The organism is Planococcus daihaiensis, from assembly GCF_049262615.1.
Taxonomy (GTDB): domain Bacteria; phylum Bacillota; class Bacilli; order Bacillales_A; family Planococcaceae; genus Planococcus.
On the sequence record NZ_CP175504.1, the window covers coordinates 785,209 to 803,445 of the forward strand.

The following is an 18,237-nucleotide window of genomic DNA, read 5'->3' on the forward strand; positions in this document are numbered from 1 at the left end:
TTCTCCTTAATCGGTGTACAAATCACCCTGCACCTTAAAGTCATAACCGCCTTGTTTCATCTCTACCGCTTCCATGAAGATGTTAAGTGGATCCAATCGCTTTTAAATCTGAAAATGGTGAACTGTCCCTCACCGTCCCGGATGGTCATTCCCTCCGGATAGCTCTCAGTTTCCACTCCTAGTTCAGCAGTCATCCGCAAATTGTAGCACTTTAAGCAGAGTGTTTCCCTTTTGGATCCTGAAGTTAAATGAATAGATGTATTTTTGCTTCCGCATCGTTGGCAAAGGGCCATCGCCGTCATCTCTTTCAAGTTCATCGATTGTTATCTTTTCAATTATAGATCGGTGTGAAATGTAAATGGTGAAATTAATATACCTAGTGGATCCACATACATTTTTCAGTGGCAATCAAATTATCAAAATACTGTATTTTACAGTTCCCCAGTAGTTCCCAGATTTTCCCTGTGTAGGCAGAATTTATGACTATTCGAATATTCCGATAATTAAACAGAGGCGAACACCCGAAACCGGTGCGGTTCCTGGGCATCGTTTTTTCTGCATTCAATTGTCGTGAATATACTGAATCGTCTTTGACACAGGGGCGCGTCACTATTCCAAAGTCTACCATTTAAATGCAATCACAATTTTCTATTTTTCCCTTTTTATGAAATACGAACTTCTTTAATTTACAGTGTTCCCGCCCCCAAACTTTGTTTCTTATAACGTTCCGCAGCTGTTTGGTTTACCCGTTTGATTAAGCCGACAATACGAGCTTTTTCATTTAAAAAAGGTGTACTCTCTTGGAGTAAGTCTAGTTGGGCAATAATTTCCTGCTTCATCTTAATGATTCCATCTTCCGCTGTATTGCGCTTGTTATCGAATTCCGATTTTCCTGAGTAAAAGGAATTATCCAGTTTGTATTGCCACTGAAAGGCTTCAAGGCTTTCTTTCTCTTCAATGATTTTTTCGATTTCCTTTAATCTCGAAAGTCCGGATTGTTTCCTGCGATTGAATTCATTACGCAACTCTTTCAATCCAGTATTACTTAATCGGGGGAAATCTGGCGCATCCGTCATCCATTCATATTCTTTAGTACGTTCTACATCTCTGTTTAGGCAGGTTGGGCATACCATTTTAGAGGTTGTTGTAAATGATTCAACCGATTGAGTCGCAATGATTTGCAGCTCAGCCTGCAAGCTGATATTTTTAAAGTCGTGTACAGAACCGATACCATACTTCCACTGCTCCAGTACTTGGTATAACCTGAAGAATTTCCGATTACATTCCGTATTCTTGCATACATACAAAGCATTACTGAAATCAACATTCTTTTTCTTCTCTTCTTTAAGTGAACCATCAACTAATTGTGGATAAATTTTTCTGGCTTTGTACATTAAAAGAAATATGCTAAGCGATAATCCGAGTATTAATATGATAACGATGATTTTCAATTTCTCTGTCTCTCCTTATGACTAAAACATTCTGCTTATTTATTCTTGTTGAGTCTAGATAAAACTTCAAATGTTCAAAAGCCCTTTTCCTTCTCAATTATGGATTTTTTCATTACAGTTATAAGTTTAATAATACCGTCTTCAGAAATAGCTTTAAATGCTGACAAGACTTTCATATTCGCTTCTTCTTTTCGTTCTTCCGGTTCTTTTTCGATTTCCCCGTTTAACCAGCTTAAAATAAGTCTCTGTTCTCCTATTCTTTGAACAATGAGATCCAAGTCATTCTGCGATAACTTCAGATCCGCCCTCAATCTAAACTCAATAGCATTCTTTTTTACGATTTCGTTATCCACCACATTTATTTCTGAAGTCTTTTTCCTAATTTTCGATTCAAGTATTACTAATTCTTTTGATGCGTTTGTATATTTTAAATTGCTGACTGCAAGATTCTTCTCGCTTTTTTCTAATTCTTTTTTTGATTCACTTATCTTTGCTTCTAGTCTTCCGATAATTTGATATTGCTGGCCAATCAGCGCTAAATTTTTGTTTTTTTGGACGACGGCCTCTTTTGCTTCAGTTAGTATGTTGAACACGTGAACTTCACTTCCTCTTAAAATATACAAAATCACTTTCAATTAATTAATTGCTACGATATGATCTGCAAAAAATGAATACTTATATTACCATTAACTTCATTTTTTTATGTGTTATTATTTCCCATTGAAAAATTAGTTTAAAGAAAAATTTTACACAGGTACTTCCTTCTAATTTTAGCATATTTTAAAAAATTCCTAACAACATTTCAAAGTAATTTTGCACATTTATTAATTCCTAGATTTTTTTGTGCAACACAATACTTGCCTTTTAACAAAAGTCCTTCTTGTATTCTATAAAAAATCTGAAAAATATAGCGGAGCAATAGAAATAATTTATTCAATACAATTAAAGAGCAAGAACAGTAATTTTACTGTCCCTGCTCTTTTCTGTTCACTTTTGTTTTTCGTTCCCAGGGAACAACACAATTCATGACAATTCCGGTTTCTGCATGAATATCAAAACTCCCTTCCATTGAACACAGTGTTCAATGGAAGGGAGTTTCTTTGCCGTGCAATTATCATAACTTGTCAGAATTCTGTAGGATTTTTTCCAAGGAACACGATTTTCCAGGAAAAAATATTCCATAGCCAAGTATTTATAAATTAGAGTTTACAACTCCTAAAAAATATAACTGTGCAGTAAAAATGCTAAAATAGTCAAAATGAGTCCAATCATACAAAAATATAAACTTTTACGACTTTCTATGGAGGTACTTCCATCAGCTACAGCACGCAACCCGAAATAAGCTGTAACCATTGAAATAATGCCCGCTAGAAAAGTAAATGAAAATATAGCAACAGCACCCGCCGTTATGCTTATTATTCCATATTTATTATTCAATTTTATTCCCCCACTTTCTACTAATAACCCCAACGCTTAAGGGTTCGATTTTTAACATCTCTTAGATCTTTGTTTGTTATGTCTACCTTATAAGGTTCTCCCATGTTGTGATTATAGTTCCAGTAACCAAAAACCCCCATACTTAAGACAGAACCAACGAGCAGTATTTTTGTGATGTATTTCAATCGTTCCATAGATAATTTACTATCAATCTCTTTTATTTTCTCTTTGTCGACGTTTTGAATCATCTTTTCTACTTGTCCTTTTGTTTTAGTTAGAAAATCCTCTGCTTTCTTTTTTTCATCCATGCTTATGTCTCCCTTTTTGTTATTTAATTTATTTGTATGAAACGATTCTCAGTACATACTCCAAATGGTTTAATACGACACCATTTAAATAAAACAACAATTCACCATCTTTCCAGGTTCTAAAGAACTGATTCTTCTGACCCATAGAACCTAACTATACCTCATATCCACAGAAAAAGATAAACTAATAATTTACTTCGCTTCCATATCTTTCAATTGCAATGAAAATACCCAGTTATTAAGTGTTCCTAAAGAAAAGAAGCCACTCAATACACTCCAGTCTGTTTTCTTTTTTTGTACTTATTACAGTTTTTGCAGCTGAATACAGCTACTTATTTTTTCGTTCCCAGGGACGCGAATTTTCAATGACCATTTACATTCCCGGATAAACATAGAGAAGCTGCCTCTGAAAACCTTTGCGGTTTCTGGAGGCAGCTTCTGTTGGATGCAAGTGACTAGAATAGATTGTATTTTGTTGTCACTGGGCTATTGCAAAATAAGGTACCTATTAATCTAAGTTCCCATTTTCAATTTACTGTAATCTGTCAAAAAAGATAAATCATCTCGCAGCTCTATAAATTTTTGTTCAGCACCATTAGGCATATCCGGATGATACTTTTTAGCTAAGCTCCTGAATCGTTTTTTATAGTATTCAGATTCGAGTTCATTTCTAAATCATATTTAAGGAAGATTTCAGTCGCTTGGTCATCTCCAACGTAAAGGGATTCTTCATCATAATGATAGTTCTTCGAGTTATAGCCTCAAAAAAACTCCTTTAATATATCTTCGAAATCATGGACAATACTAGAAGCTAGATCTGAGGTTATGTCTCCCAAGAACAATATGCCTTCTTTAACATATTCTCTAAATGAACCAAGCTCTTCTATTCTTTTCATTTCTGTATACCAAACTCGCCATTGATATATTAAATGATAAGTGAGCGCAATTAAACTTAGAATTGCTATAGTGGGTGTTTCCTCTGCGCCTAACCATCCTATAAGCACGATTAATAGCTGCTAATATACCGTGAGAAGGTAAAATATCGGGGCCAATCTTTTCTATTTTCAAATCTCTGTCAGGACCTTTAGCATCCAAATAGTAATATTTCCAAAAACAAATCCAGCCAAATAAAAATCTTATCAGTCTCATTTGATCAACACATCTTATTTTTTAGCCAATAATCCTTTCAAAGGAGCTTCTAGACTATAGGATCAATATGTACATTTACTAACTCGAAATTGTAAAAACGAATCCAAAATCATATGATTATTGGATTCGTTTTTAAGTTAGCCTTTTAAGGAGTTAGTGTATGTTCTTCCATTCCCCCACCCTCATAATTCACACCTTCCACACCCTTCATCAAATGATACCGGATACCCGTCTCCATCGCCTTCTCTTCAAACTCCACGGTCCGTGCTTGCAACTTATAACGCAGTTCGTATGCCCGCTGCATTTTCTTGCTGAAGGTTTCGATACTGACATCGAGAATGATAATGCTGTCGTTGCTTAATTCGACCTGGGTGTTGCTCGTTCCTGAACGTTTGTAACTCTTCACATGCCGCAGCGACAGCCACACGCAGTCTTCCCGAAACGGCGACCGGCATGGAAACAGGATAATGTCGCGTTCTCTGTCAAGGATGAGCGGATTCATGTTCTTTTTATCCAGAATGGCCTGGGCTCCGTCCAGTGCACCTCGCATACTCGAGCCGCGAAAACGCAGATTCGTGTCGATCAGGTTGAAGGGGCTTATGCCGGCCATGGAGATTCCATCCTTTTTGCAGATCTTCGAGTTCAGAAATCCATTTTCATCAAAATTAGGCAATATGCCAATCGTTTCCGAACTGATTGCATATTCCCTTTTCATTTCGCTATTGACCTTCGTTTTCTGCTTCACTCATATTCCTCCTTTTAATTTAAAGCTTAAAATTTAAATTAAATTGGAGTATACTAACAGATAGTTGGTACACTCCAACTGGTTCCTCCGGGTGATCGTCTTGCGGACTGTCACACCCGGTGGTTTTCTATTGCCGTCACTTTCTCCCTCACATCTCACTCACCTCCTTGATGCTGCAGCCAGGATACGATGGCTGCCATATTGGCTTTGTCCTGATTGATGAAAAACAGGCGCCGACTGCCTCGTTCGCTGCCTTTGAAAGTTCGCCAAATTTTGTTTAAAGGACGCCAGTCAATCCCTTGCAGACCTTCCATGCGCCGCAATAATTCCGCTCTCTTTTCTTCAAAGCTCAGTTCTTCCATATCCCGTACCGAATAATTCGCCAATGAATAAAGCAACGGAAAACTTGCCAACATGCATACTTCATAGTCACCAATCGTTTCAACGGGATGCAGTTTGAATAATTCGTTGAGCCACAGATTGATCAGTTCGATATTTTCTTCTCCGTTCAGGGTGAAGAGGTTTTCCTGGACGAGGCTGCTCGAGATCGTTTTGCCGGTGATGAATAAACCGACGAGCTGCCTCAACTGCGATAACGACACGAAGTTTTTGTTGTTCGGTCGCATAACCGCCCGCTTCTCTTCTTCCACTCCCGCTTCTTTGAGTTGATCATTAGCCATCAGGATTTCGTTGGTGATCCGGTTGATCTCATTGCGTGAGTCGTAGGCAATGCGCTTCGACAACGATACTTTTTTGCCTTTCGTATTCAGGTCAATATACAGCTGATCTGCCTCGTTTGCGCCTAGCCCTTCGAAAATTTGGACGGCCAATGCGGCATTGTTCAAGCTTTGCAATAACTTGAGTCCTTGCTGTCGTTCCTGGTCCACTTCACTGTGAATTCTATGTACAATCATGCTATTCGTTTGTGACAATGCAACGATTCGCTGGGTTCCGTCAATAATGGTCAGCTGCTGCGGTTTGCCGTCTTCCAACTTGCCCTCTTCCAAGTACGCGACCAGTGGCGGCAAGTAAATCTGATCGGTCAGGACGTTATCAAAGATATAATTCCTGATTTTCCGGATCTGCAGCTGATTCTTTTCCCTTACCTTTAATCTGCCCTCGGCGAGCATGGTCACGAGTTCTTTAATCGGGTAGTTGATAATCGTTTGCTTTTTCGTAAAGATTTCGTTACTGATCACGTGACCGCCCCTTCTCTTCCTCAATGACTCTCAAGAACTCCAGCATCGTTTTCTTGATCGCCGTCGTCGTTGAATTGTTTTTGATTTGCCCCGTTGCCGCGTCGTACATATGCGCGAAAATCGGATCATCATGCTTCCATGTGCAACGGTTATTCAGCTTTTTCAGCATACCGATCGCTTCGATATGGGTCACCTGGTTCCGCGTCAATGAATAGACGGTGAGCGCTAAAGCAATCTGGATACCGGACAAGCCGGACACATAAACTTTTCTGTTTTCCATGCCTTTCGGGAACAAGGTAATCCAAGATTCAAAGAAATGCTTGGCTATTTTCGGCACTTCGGCCTTTTTACAGTTCCGGTAATAAGGCTCGCCCGTCTTTGCCGTTAGAATCCCTTCAAATAACGCGATCAGGCATTTTCGCATCGTAACGGTGGAAGTGACTGCCGAGTTCTGCGCAGTCAACCTCGCCCGGTCAGTCTCGATTTCGAACTTATTCCCGATCAGTTGCGTTACTTCACGCGTCAACTCAATGTATGCATCCCGCTGATTAAACTTCATCACTTGTCCGGTATGCGCTTCTTTTCGTTCTGTATTGTAATCGGTGAAAAGCTGCCGTTCTTGCTGTTGGTTCAAGTCGAGGTAGACTTGCATCGCTACAGGGTAGGCTTCCAGGCTTTGGATATAGTTCCCCAGCTCCTGCGCTTTGCTGTAATGGCCTTCCACTTCTGCCTGTTCCTTGTTCGCCTGAAGGTAATTGATCGCCGATAACAAGGCCGCCGAACGGTGTTGGCCGTCCAACACGTAGATCTTATTCCCCGGTGCCAGCTCGAATCCCCCTTCCACTTCTTTGATCCCACCTCTGCTCGAGAAGACGAAAGGTGAGAAATAAAAGTGTTCATTCTTTTCCAGCGCTTCAATGATGAAGTCGCGGATTTCCTTCCTTCTATTCGGATCCAGCAGCCGCTGCACTTCATGATCCACTTCAAACATCGCCCGCAGCATCGAGAAACGGATTTGAGTGGATAGGATCTCTTTACCGAACTGATTATAGGTGTATCCTTTTATCGTCGCTAATACGCCGGTATTGATCACATGTACTCCCTCCCTATCCTTACTTTGTTAATTATATAGGTACTTATGCTTAAATAGCGAACTATTTTAAATTATTTTTTAATTCCAAATTAATCTTTGTTTTTCGCATTCATTTTTTTACTTAAACCTTTACAATGAGGCGTTTCTCGCATATAATTTTGGCTTTCTTTTCTACGTAAAAAATCACCCTTGAAAACGGATCGTTTTCAAGGGTGATTTCAGTGGACATTTCAATTCTCAAATCTAATACCTTCACTCGTTACACTGGTCTAATTCCAGTAGTTCCCAGATGTTCCCTGTGTAGCCAAAATTTATTATTATTATTATAATATTCCGATAATTACACAGAGGCGAACGCCCGAAACCTTTGCGGTTCCTGGGCATCGCTTTTTTCGCATTCAATTGTCGTGAATATGCTGGATAGTCTTGACACAGGGGCACGATTTCTTAAATACAGCTGTATTCAAAGGGGGACAAACCAGTTTTTTCCCAGAAACGCGAACTTTCTAAATATAAAACAGCGGGCAATCAATTGATTGTCCGCTGTTTTCTCTGCTCAATTATTCAATTGCATACTTAATAACTGGAGAACCGGTTCTCCGACCGCTCCCGCTCCACCGAAAATGGCATAAGACTCATAGCTGCCGAGCTGCGTCGCCGTTTCTTCCGGGATCGTGTCTCCCTTCACCAACAGGATTGGGGCGTCGTTCTTCGCCGCCAGGACGGAGCCCGCCAGCGCGTCCGGAAAGTTCGTGCCCGTCGCGATGAACGCCTTGCCAGTGCTCATCTTCAACTTGCTGTTCACTTCCAGGCCAGTCGCATATCGATCCTTGCCGCCGTAGCGCACCGGATTCGGCAGTACCATGAACACCTCATCGCTCACCGCTCCCTCGCTCCCAATAACGTGGGTTTTCGTCGTGGACTCCAGCGCCGCTATGGTTTCAGGCGGTAGCTTGTCAGTCCGCGTCAATAAGATTGGAATACCATTCCGAGAAGCATATGCCGAAACAGATAAAACGTCGGGAAAATTAAAGCCATATGCCAAAACCGCCTCTGTCGAATTCAGACGCTTCGCAATCATAGCCGCTGTATCAAAACGATTCTTGCCACCAATCCGGTCAATCGCCAGACCCATTTGCCTCAATTCGTTCTCCACTTCCACCGAGACGGCGCCTTTACTGCCAAGAATGATTACTTTATCCGCACCCAGTCGCGCAATCTCAGCTTTCGTCTCTCTTCCTAAAGTCGCTGTCCGCGTCAATAGGATCGGTGCATCCTCCTGATATGCCAGCGGTCCACCCGCCAGCGCATCCGGGAAATCCGCTGCCGTGGCAAGCACTACCGTATCAGCCGTTTCCCATCCTTCTTTTGAAATGACGACTGCCGTCTCATAACGGGTATCTCCTGAAATACGAATGTCTACAACTTCAATATAAGAACTTCCCATCTTGACTTCATCAAAGTACACATTTATTAAAGAATCATTTGCACCCGCACGATAAAGTCCAAATCTGAAATTTGTATGAGTATATAAGTCAGTATAGCCAAGTCTACCTTGATAATCTACTATGATTTCACCATTTCGCCAAACTGTTAATATTCCGTTTTCACCTCCCGTATCATCAATTCTCATTTTTACAATAAAATCTGTCCAAGCGTTAGTTTGTATAGCCCTAGTATAATGCGTTCTTTTATTAAATTCTATTGAAGTTCCATCTCGGCTAATAATTAATATTCCAAGGGGTTCTACATTAGAAGCAAATTCAAATGCGACAGGAGGTGAAGCAGGTGCACCTTGCCACCATTGAGCAAATAAATTCCAATGTGTAGGAGGTTGGAAGTCAGATGGAACATACATACTAAATCCAATGTATTTTATTTGATTGTTTTTCATATCTCCTAATTTTAGTTCAACTCTACTTTCTGCAGGAGCTAATTTAAAACCAATTGAATTTCCCCCTCTTTTAGAAAGACTCTTATCAATCCATATATCTTCATCTTTTGGTACAAGCCAATTTCCTCCTATTTGTTGATGGAGTGGATACTTTAAATTTTGATCGTATAAAATTCCAAGTGAAATCGTTGAATTCTCGAAGCTCAAAGAATGATCTACCGCGGCGGAGGAGTGTGTTGGATAGAAGAAGAGGGGCAAAAAACAACAGAAAACTACTTTCTTTTTCGTCAACATATCAAAACTCCTTTCGATAATTTCTATGTAAATTGGAAATTAACTAAGAAATCAATATATTCACAAGTAATGATATAACAAATAAGCATAAAAGTATATATAATATAAAATAAATACTATATATAATATATTAATAGGTATTAATATATATTTTATAGTATTTTATTGTATTTTTGTGAATGCAGGAATTTTAGAAGTGAATTATTAATATAGGAACCGAGATTCCTTATATTTTTAAGCGTAAATTGGAACATGTTGCTTCAAAAAAAGAAAAGCCTTACCGACAAAAAAGGTACTGCACCCCAATAGTTAGAGTTTAAAATTGAACTGAACCCCAAATGGGATCACTTTTTTAAAGTGTCTATCATTTGGGGCTTAGTACAAACAAACTTTTGGGATGTTTTTTTATGACAAAATATAGTGAAGGTTTCAAACAACGGATTGTGCCTACAGCCATTAAACAGAACCACTTGTGCCACGTTTTAAAACCACTTCGGACAAAAACCAGAACCACTTGAGACATGAGAAAACCACTCCTATATAATTAGTTTGCGGAATATTCCGTGAATTTATGGTATAGGAGGTTTTTTATTATCAAATATCGAGAGATTCTCCGACTGGATGCTCAGCAAGTATCCAAACGAGGAATCGCAGCCAGCTGTAGGTGTTCAAGGAGTACGATCACTGAAGTGCTGGAGCAAGCAGAAAAAAAGGAGATTTCCTGGCCCTTGCCGAAGGGTCTGGGAGACCAAAAGCTTCTGTTCCCTGAGAAGCACGTCAAGGACGAACGGTACTTGCCTGACATGGACTACGTCCATAAAGAAAAGGCCAAAACGGGGTGACGCGCTCTCTCCTCTGGCACGAATACGTAATCGTCTGCCGAAATGGGAATCAAATTCCCTATAGTTACCGCCAGTTTTGTCGGGAATACAGCAAGTTCATCACCACCAGCAAAGCGACTATACGCATCAAACGAAAGACAGCTGTATTTTGCAATAGAAAAGTGCAGAGTGTTGCAACGTTTTTTACAGAGTGTTGCCGCCAGGGAATTTCAGTTGGTGCGAGATAGTGCATTGGTTAAGCGCTAACTCTCGCCGGTGTAAGTGATGATATGCGCATGATGGATCAGCCGATCCATTAACGCTGCGGTTAGTCGACTATCGACGAATATCCGGTTCCACTGGCTAAACTCCAAGTTCGAGGTAACTATCAAGCTTTTCTTCTCGTAAAACTCGGTGATGAGTTGGAAGAGAACTTCTGCACCTTCCTTACTGAATGGCACGTAACCCATTTCGTCTAAAATCAACAACTGGATGTTATCAAATTTCTTGCGAAATGCACTTAGCTTCCCATTTCGATAGGCTGTTTCCAGTTCTTCGACCAGATGCGAAGCCCGGTAGAATCGCACCTGGTATCCCATTTCACAGGCTCGTCTGCCTAAGGCTTGATTACGGCCACGAATTTTTACCAGGTCTGCCATCTTATTTACCACCCAGTGCCAGGTGCTCCAGCGAGCACAAGATTCTGATGGGCTTTGATGAACTCAAAGTCTACCAGTTGATCCTTGGTCACCGTTTGAGGCAACCATTGAGTATTGCGGAATGAAAAAGCCACTTGTGCGGAGTTTTGAGCCACGAGTTGCGGAGAATCAGGCCAGCAAGTACCAGAAATTCAACTGAATCAAAAGTACTTGAAGTTGAAAGCGCCTGAAAGATCGAAAGATACATACTTAAAAGTATTGAGTGGAGGACGAATGAGATGAGCCATCCTTTCGATGCGTTGCAGCAACAATGCCGCACCTTGCGGTTGGCAGAAACAGCAAAAGAGCTACCCGCACTTCTCCGAAAAGCAGAAGCCAAAGGTTGGACTTATCACGAGTTCACACACGAACTTCTCTCTTATGAATTGCAATGCCGGGAACAGAAAACCACCGAACGCCTGATGAAATGGGCAGAGTTTCCGGAACTAAAGACATTGGATACTTATGATTTGAAAGAACAAAACGCCTTAGGCGAAAAGCAATTTAACGTGTTGAAAGAATTGAATTGGGTAGTTGATGATTTCAGATTAATCTTAATAGGATCGACAGGTGCAGGAAAACGCATCTGTCCGTCGCGTTGGGCGTGCATGCCGTCCAACAAGGGTTTCAAGTTTCCTTTGTTTCCATGGCCCATTTGATGTATATCTTGAAAACACGGGAACATATCAAAAAATCCAATACCCGGTATAAGCGGATTATTGGATCAGATCTGATCATCATTGATGACGTTATTTATATGACATATGAAGCGAACGAAGCCCATTTTTCCTTCCAGTTCATCTACGACCTTTATGATAAAACCGCTTTCATTTTGACATCGAACAAAGGTTCAAATGAATGGGGGGAATTCCTGGGTGATCCCACATTGACAACGGCCATCTTGGACCGCCTGCTCCATCGGAGTGAAATTATTACCTTTGGTGAGGAAACGGACAGCATCCGTATGAAGTACTGAAAAACTTTGTTTCCCGAAACAAGTGGTCTGTCTTAATTGGTGAAAGTTGATCTATCTTATTTGTAACAAATTGATCTATTCTACTTGACGGTTACAGGTTGCCATGGTGGCGTGCATGAACAAGCTGCTCAAAACAATCCACCAGTTGGTCACACACCAATTACGCTACGATTACAGGCTAAGCCTCTGCATCGTGGCACCTAAAGTTTAACATATTCCGCCCCTGCGAAAAAATGAAAAAGCCGGAGGTTTTTTTGGCATGCCCATTTTTAGTTCTAACCAATTTCTGTCTCCAAAGAGAGGGGCAATCTCAAACGAATTAAGTTAAATTTGAACAAAATCTATTGACTAATCGTAAGAAATGTCACTACCGTCAGATAGTGGCTCCCTTGTTGTCTCACATGGCTCTGAAATCCGTCCGAAGTGGCTCAAAATATGGCACAAGTGGCTCATTTCGCTGGCTGTATTCAGTATCGAGTGGGGCATATCGTGTTGTCAACGCCGGTTTATTTTTCCCCATTATAGCCGGAATAAAATTCCCCACTTGAGCTATTTTACAGGTGCGGCAACCGGATGATTACAGCCAAGAAAATATACCACCTCTGCCATATTTCAGAGCCCCCATCTTCATACTGTGAATCCAATATTGCAAATTGGATACCGCCGGTATAACACAGAAAAAAACTAAACACTTTATTCTACATTTAAACTTTACTATTTATAACTTATATGTATCTTCATATGAAATAATGTTTTTGGTATCTAGAACTAACTTATCTTTTAAATAACTCATATTTTCTTTAATGTGGTCATGACCAACCATTACTACAACGATATCAACCTCATTAATGAATTTTTCAAAACTCATAAATTGATGATCCACTATACGTTTTTTTACTAATGGATCAAAAACCTTTACTCCAAAAGCTAAATGTTCATCCAACTTATCTAACAATTGAAGTGCCGGGCTTTCTCTTGTATCGTCAACGTTTTCTTTATAAGCCAGACCATATAAACCAACTTTTGAAATGTCTCTAATATTATGTGCTCTCATAATATCTCTAATACGTCCAAGCACGTGTCGTGGCATTGAATCATTTATTTTCCTAGCTGCTAATATGAGATTAGTTAAATCAGGATAATCACCAACTAAAAACCATGGATCAACAGAAATACAATGTCCCCCAACCCCAGGTCCTGGCTGCAAAATATTTACTCTGGGGTGCATATTTGCAATACGAATAATTTCATATACGTCTATATTATCAACTCGGCAAATTTTAGCTAATTCATTAGCAAATGCAATATTAATATCTCGATATGTATTCTCAATTACCTTTGACATTTCAGCAGACCGAATATCCGTTAAAATTATATCAGATTTACAAAAATTAGCATATAAATCTTTAACTTTCTTGGCAACTTCTAAATTATCTGCCCCTATTGTTCTTGCATTATGCTCAAGTTCGTATACCATATTTCCAGGAATAATCCTTTCAGGAGCATGAACAAGATGAATATCTTCTCCAATAATAAAACTTCTCTTTTCTATTACAGGACGGATATGTCTATCGATGGTTCCTGGTGAAATAGTTGATTCAATAATTAAAGTTGCACCTTTTTTACATACGTCTAGCACACTATTGATAGCAGAAATAACAAATATAGGATCAAGCTTCTTACTTTCTTCTATATAAGGGGTTGGTACTGCAATCAAATAGCTATCAGTTTTTTGATATTCAGTTGAAAACTCAATATCATTTAATATAGCTTTTTCGAAAAGTGATTGTAACCCTTCTTCTTCAAAAGGAAGTTCTCCTAATTTTAAAGACTCTACTAATTCTTTGTTGTAGTCTGTTCCTACAACGCTGATTCCGCTTTTTGCAAAAATTAGTGCTGTAGGAAGTCCTATATAACCCATACCGATAATATTTATCAAGACAAAAATCTCCTTTTCAAGATTACTTTTAATCTGTTATCTAATTTCTAGAATCCATAGAAACCGATTAAAAAAGTAATACACATAATAATTCTTAGATTAAAAACTTAATAGATGTTTATATTTCTTTTTCTCTCGGTTGTTAACTATAATTTTATCGCTTTTCAAATCAATATAATCTCCCCATTTATATTGATATTCTACCGGACTAATATCATGTGAGCCTCCTTGATGAAAGGTGATTTCTCCAAATACTATTCTTCCTTCAATATTGTAGAAGTCTACTCTACATGCTGCGAATTCTTTAGACAGAACTTTTGCATATTCAATCATTAGCTCATAATTTATTGGCTTTGAAACTAATTCTTCCTCAAAGTTCGGACGGCGTAGTCGAATATCTAACTTTTCAAAATTCAAATTGTAAAGATTTCTTCTTGCACCACTAAAATGAGACCCATCTGAAGAAGTTGTTTCAATATCAACTGCTAAAAATTTTACCTCTCCATTAAAACAGAAAAATCTATAATCTGTTAATCCAATTTTCGAAGTACTATCTTTGAGAACTTTTTCACAGATAATTTTCGGCTTAATTTCTTTATAATTCCACTCTCTCGAATTCCAATAGTAGTTTTTATTAATAAGTTTTCTTAATTTTTTTTTGACATCTAAAATTGGGAAATCCCTTTTATCTTTACACCAAATATTCCCATCAGATAAATGATTGCATTTTAAGAAAAACTCATTAGGCAGATTTGATAAATCAATTTCATCTGGACTTGAATAAATCGCATAAACTTCATTTAGAATATGTGACAATCCGCATGATGCTACATAATCTCTTACCAATACCTTATCTGTACATATTGTCGTAAGCGGATCTCTATTATATAGATGCAACCACCAAAGTTTTTCATTAAACGTTTGAGGATTATTAATATTAAACTCTAAGTTATAATGTTTTTTAAAATACTGCTTTGCAAAAATTGAATTAGGTAGAATTTTTTGAGCGTTTTTTCTTAATAAAAAAGTTTTTTTCTTCAATTCTTTAATCATTTAATTCTCACTCTCCTCATATTTTTTTGATGTCTTTTTTTATCGAAAGTATTAACAACATAATAATTAATTATTTAAATTTTATAAATTTTTCAAGTTAAAATATAGATTATTCACATATTCATCCAATACCCTATTTCTACAAACTTCTAAGAAATCATATAAATTTTATAAACCTTTAGTTTACAATTTCTTCCAGTAAACCATACTTCAAAATAATATTCTGATTAATCTTTTTAAAATACTTCAATAAATTAATAATTATAAAATAATCTATACAAAAGCTTTATTTTTAAGATCATATACTCTGCTTTTCATTATTATTAATGAGATGAGTATGATATTTAATACTGCACCAGCAAGGCTGTATAATGCAATCGCTAAAGTATCATTACCAATAACATAGGCACCCACAAACAACATTCCTATTCTTATAACAAGACTGATATTAGTGAATATTAACTGAAACTTTTGTTCAGAAATGACTGGCAATGTTCTTATGCTTGGAGAATTAACAAACACAAAGTAAGACCAAACTGCTATCCATCTTGCATACTCTCCAGCGACTACCCAGTTTGGGCCAAAAACTGTGCTAAATAACCAAGGTCCCCAAATTATTACCATGCCAAATGGCAACACTCCTATAACGGCTAGAGCAGCGGTTGCCTTAATTACTAGGCTAGTTATATTTTCTTTTTTGTACGAACCCTCTACAATTCTCGGATAAAAAACATCGCCCACAGCTTTTCCTATTAATTGAGCAGGCATAGAAAGCATGCGTTGACCTAAAATATAAAAACCTGCAGATGCAGGACCAAAAAAACTAGTTAACATTAATACAGGTAAGCTTTGAGTTATTCCATTAATAAACATTTCAGGTGATCTATACTTCGGAAAGTCACTGTATAATTTCGCTAAATACCAAAGTGAAACTTTTTTTTCGCTTTCTTTTTTTTGTGTTGATTTTTTATTGAAAATAAAAATTTTAAGTCCAATTGTAAGTAAAATAACACTTAATAGTTGCCCACCAACAGTAACAAAAATAAGAACAGTTGCAGTAGGCAAAAAAATACCGAAAATTACTTTTATACTATTAAGTAAAAAAGCTTGTATAACTGTAGCATTTGCTTTTAATTTGAAATACTTTTTACGTATAATCCACTGTTCTACTATTTGAAGTAAAGATGAAAATATTAAAAATAATGGTATTAACATCACATAAGGCTGCAAAACTTCCATACCTATTACTTTTAGTATATTTTCACCAAATAGAAATAAAATTATGAATGATATAATTGAAATTGCGAAACCTATTATAATTGATAATTTGACTAAACCACGTGCTTCTTTATCTTCTTTAGGTAATACTATTGCCATTGGGTAAGTAAGACTTACAATTACTGAAACTATAGCAGTCAATGAAACAAATACCCCTAAAATTCCATATGCTACAGGGCCATAAATTCTAGTTATTATTGGAGAGAATATAATTCCTATTATTTGTGCCATTGCAGTTCCTGAAGCAATCATTAGAACATTCCTGAGAAATGTTCCTTTTAATCTATTAAAGAAAGTATTATATGTTCTATCAGTAATTTTCTTTAAAAAATTTCTATAAATAATATAATTTACTGATTTTTTCATTTTGTCTCCCTTAAATAAATTTTTAACTTTATTGCATTGAAAATTAAAAATTAACATTACTTTTTAAATCTTACAAAGTCTCTTATAATTTCAAACTACAATTAATCTATAATTGATTAACTGTAGTAATGACATATATTATAAGAAAAACTTTAAAATAATTTTCTATATTGTATAGCTATATTTTCATAGGTATATTTATTAATTATTTCTTTATTAGGGTTAAATTCAGAATTTAATCCCTTTTTAAATCTCCAATATTCTTTTTTCAAATATTCTTTTAGAATCTTATAGTCTTTTTCATGATAAACTTCTTCGTAAGTAATACCTAGATTCGTCTTTTGCATCACTCGAGTTACCTCACTATCTGGTAATTTTCCACTTACCAAAGAAATTATTGGTTTTCCTATAAACATATACTCTAAAAATTTACCTGGAAAAACACCGATTTCATTCTCATTATTCCATGTTGCTAAAACTAAGTAACGCGATTTTTTTTGCAATTTCAAACTCTCCTCTCTTGAGATCAAACCATAATCAACAAGAAGATGTTGGAGACCAAATTGATTTGCTTGTGAATATAAAGAAGAGTAATCTTTTCCGGCATAGTTAAATACTATATCATCACTATCTATTAGATTTTCTCTAATTAAATCATGAATACATTCAAAAATTACACTTAAGTCTCTTTTCCCACGGTATAGATAACCTGTGTAAGTAAAAGTGAACTTATTATCATTTAAGACTTCTTCATCCATTGATAAATCGCTTTCGTCGAATCCATTTGTAATTATAAAGGATTTCTCATAATAACGTCCTTTACAGATTCTCTCAAGATAACCTTTGGACACAGCTACTACCCTGTCAGCTTTCTTTATTGCATTCTCTTGTATGCTTAAATTAAATTTATTCAACAAATCCGGAAAAGTTTCCCCTACCATCGGATCTCTAAAATCAGATATCCAGTTGACTTCATCATTCTTCTTCTTATAATAAATTCCACATAGTACTGAAGCAATCGGACCATAGCTAGTGATAATTACATCAAATTTTTTATCTAGCAATAAATTATTCAAACATTTTTTATAATTATAATAAAAATCATAAGAGATACATATATTAATGAGATGGGTCAGAATTTTTTTCAGTTTTAAAGTAAATACATTTTTTTTTCTTGCTTCAGAAAAAATGTTTGAATCACTTGAATAATTTCTATTAATTTTTTTTACTTTTGTATTTCTGTTTAGATATTTCTTTATAAGTGGCGAGTGATTTAGTTTTGTAATTTCAAATCCACTTGCACTATCTTTTGCTAAAATTTCATCATATCGCTCATTATATGAAGTTGTAATAACATGAATATCATAGCCCATTAAAGCTAGATATTTTGCTAATTTAGTTGGCCGTATAGCTCCTACAGCGTTTTCTGGTGCGAAAAGATAACTTACTATTAATATTTTTTTCACTTTATAACACCTATATTTCCTGAATTTTGATAGTATTAATAAATTTACTTTAGTTCAATACTAAAAAATA

General features: G+C 36.9%; 17 protein-coding genes and 1 pseudogene. 1 reads left to right on the plus strand and 17 read right to left on the minus strand.

Annotated elements, in window-relative coordinates:
* Nucleotides 1-6 precede the first annotated feature (6 nt).
* From DHX103_RS03735 to DHX103_RS03795, 13 genes are all read right to left on the minus strand, one after another.
* Nucleotides 7-75 carry a hypothetical protein gene (locus tag DHX103_RS03735; RefSeq protein WP_422124720.1) on the minus strand — a complete coding sequence of 23 codons (69 nt, stop codon included), beginning with the start codon at nucleotides 73-75 and terminating at the stop codon, nucleotides 7-9.
* The gene (locus DHX103_RS03740; protein ID WP_422123930.1) at nucleotides 63-317 is read right to left on the minus strand and encodes a DUF7685 domain-containing protein; all 255 of its coding nucleotides are present in this window, start codon (nucleotides 315-317) and stop codon (nucleotides 63-65) included. The genes DHX103_RS03735 and DHX103_RS03740 overlap by 13 nt, the downstream gene beginning before the upstream one ends.
* A gap of 369 nt (nucleotides 318-686) precedes the next feature.
* Complete coding sequence (locus DHX103_RS03745) at nucleotides 687-1,451, minus strand: hypothetical protein (protein WP_422123931.1); 765 nt, start codon at nucleotides 1,449-1,451, stop codon at nucleotides 687-689.
* Between the two features lie 74 nt (nucleotides 1,452-1,525).
* Entirely contained in the window at nucleotides 1,526-2,044 is a 519-nt protein-coding gene (locus DHX103_RS03750; protein WP_422123932.1) for a hypothetical protein, read from the minus strand.
* A 622-nt stretch (nucleotides 2,045-2,666) separates the two neighbouring features.
* Nucleotides 2,667-2,888, minus strand: a complete 222-nt coding sequence (locus tag DHX103_RS03755; RefSeq protein ID WP_422123933.1) for a hypothetical protein — start codon at nucleotides 2,886-2,888, stop codon at nucleotides 2,667-2,669.
* A gap of 20 nt (nucleotides 2,889-2,908) precedes the next feature.
* Entirely contained in the window at nucleotides 2,909-3,196 is a 288-nt protein-coding gene (locus tag DHX103_RS03760; RefSeq protein WP_422123934.1) for a hypothetical protein, read from the minus strand.
* Nucleotides 3,197-3,709: 513 nt separating this feature from the next.
* A complete protein-coding gene (locus DHX103_RS03765) occupies nucleotides 3,710-3,799 on the minus strand; it encodes a hypothetical protein (protein ID WP_422123935.1) in 90 nt (29 codons plus the stop codon).
* 158 nt (nucleotides 3,800-3,957) lie between these two features.
* Nucleotides 3,958-4,200: a hypothetical protein gene (locus DHX103_RS03770; protein WP_422123936.1), complete on the minus strand. Its 243-nt coding sequence runs from the start codon at nucleotides 4,198-4,200 to the stop codon at nucleotides 3,958-3,960.
* A gap of 290 nt (nucleotides 4,201-4,490) precedes the next feature.
* A complete protein-coding gene (locus tag DHX103_RS03775; protein WP_422123937.1) occupies nucleotides 4,491-5,090 on the minus strand; it encodes a competence protein ComK in 600 nt (199 codons plus the stop codon).
* A gap of 155 nt (nucleotides 5,091-5,245) precedes the next feature.
* Nucleotides 5,246-6,289 carry a DNA sulfur modification protein DndB gene (locus DHX103_RS03780; RefSeq protein ID WP_422123938.1) on the minus strand — a complete coding sequence of 348 codons (1,044 nt, stop codon included), beginning with the start codon at nucleotides 6,287-6,289 and terminating at the stop codon, nucleotides 5,246-5,248.
* Nucleotides 6,279-7,382 carry a DNA sulfur modification protein DndB gene (locus DHX103_RS03785; protein ID WP_422123939.1) on the minus strand — a complete coding sequence of 368 codons (1,104 nt, stop codon included), beginning with the start codon at nucleotides 7,380-7,382 and terminating at the stop codon, nucleotides 6,279-6,281. The genes DHX103_RS03780 and DHX103_RS03785 overlap by 11 nt, the downstream gene beginning before the upstream one ends.
* Nucleotides 7,383-7,938: 556 nt before the next feature.
* The gene (locus tag DHX103_RS03790; protein WP_422123940.1) at nucleotides 7,939-9,570 is read right to left on the minus strand and encodes a cell wall-binding repeat-containing protein; all 1,632 of its coding nucleotides are present in this window, start codon (nucleotides 9,568-9,570) and stop codon (nucleotides 7,939-7,941) included.
* A 1,084-nt stretch (nucleotides 9,571-10,654) separates the two neighbouring features.
* Nucleotides 10,655-11,050, minus strand: a complete 396-nt coding sequence (locus tag DHX103_RS03795) for an ATP-binding protein (RefSeq protein WP_422123941.1) — start codon at nucleotides 11,048-11,050, stop codon at nucleotides 10,655-10,657.
* A gap of 278 nt (nucleotides 11,051-11,328) precedes the next feature.
* Between DHX103_RS03795 and istB the strand changes: the two are divergent.
* Nucleotides 11,329-12,065: pseudogene (gene istB / locus DHX103_RS03800) on the plus strand (IS21-like element helper ATPase IstB).
* Nucleotides 12,066-12,783: 718 nt separating this feature from the next.
* Here istB and DHX103_RS03805 read toward each other — a convergent pair.
* The 4 genes from DHX103_RS03805 to DHX103_RS03820 form a co-directional block, all read right to left on the minus strand.
* Nucleotides 12,784-14,004 carry a nucleotide sugar dehydrogenase gene (locus tag DHX103_RS03805; protein ID WP_422123942.1) on the minus strand — a complete coding sequence of 407 codons (1,221 nt, stop codon included), beginning with the start codon at nucleotides 14,002-14,004 and terminating at the stop codon, nucleotides 12,784-12,786.
* A 99-nt stretch (nucleotides 14,005-14,103) separates the two neighbouring features.
* Complete coding sequence (locus DHX103_RS03810; RefSeq protein WP_422123943.1) at nucleotides 14,104-15,057, minus strand: ATP-grasp fold amidoligase family protein; 954 nt, start codon at nucleotides 15,055-15,057, stop codon at nucleotides 14,104-14,106.
* A 273-nt stretch (nucleotides 15,058-15,330) separates the two neighbouring features.
* Complete coding sequence (locus DHX103_RS03815; protein ID WP_422123944.1) at nucleotides 15,331-16,701, minus strand: lipopolysaccharide biosynthesis protein; 1,371 nt, start codon at nucleotides 16,699-16,701, stop codon at nucleotides 15,331-15,333.
* A gap of 152 nt (nucleotides 16,702-16,853) precedes the next feature.
* Complete coding sequence (locus DHX103_RS03820) at nucleotides 16,854-18,167, minus strand: hypothetical protein (protein WP_422123945.1); 1,314 nt, start codon at nucleotides 18,165-18,167, stop codon at nucleotides 16,854-16,856.
* Between the last annotated feature and the right edge of the window lie 70 nt (nucleotides 18,168-18,237).

Excerpts from the sequence above, each read along its gene's own strand:
- DHX103_RS03810 (WP_422123943.1), bottom strand. The coding sequence starts at position 15,057 with ATGATTAAAGAATTGAAGAAAAAAACTTTTTTATTAAGAAAAAACGCT.
- DHX103_RS03740 (WP_422123930.1), bottom strand. The coding sequence starts at position 317 with ATGAACTTGAAAGAGATGACGGCGATGGCCCTTTGCCAACGATGCGGA.
- DHX103_RS03760 (WP_422123934.1), bottom strand. The coding sequence starts at position 3,196 with ATGGATGAAAAAAAGAAAGCAGAGGATTTTCTAACTAAAACAAAAGGA.
- DHX103_RS03765 (WP_422123935.1), bottom strand. The coding sequence starts at position 3,799 with ATGCCTAATGGTGCTGAACAAAAATTTATAGAGCTGCGAGATGATTTA.
- DHX103_RS03815 (WP_422123944.1), bottom strand. The coding sequence starts at position 16,701 with ATGAAAAAATCAGTAAATTATATTATTTATAGAAATTTTTTAAAGAAA.
- DHX103_RS03795 (WP_422123941.1), bottom strand. The coding sequence starts at position 11,050 with ATGGCAGACCTGGTAAAAATTCGTGGCCGTAATCAAGCCTTAGGCAGA.
- DHX103_RS03790 (WP_422123940.1), bottom strand. The coding sequence starts at position 9,570 with ATGTTGACGAAAAAGAAAGTAGTTTTCTGTTGTTTTTTGCCCCTCTTC.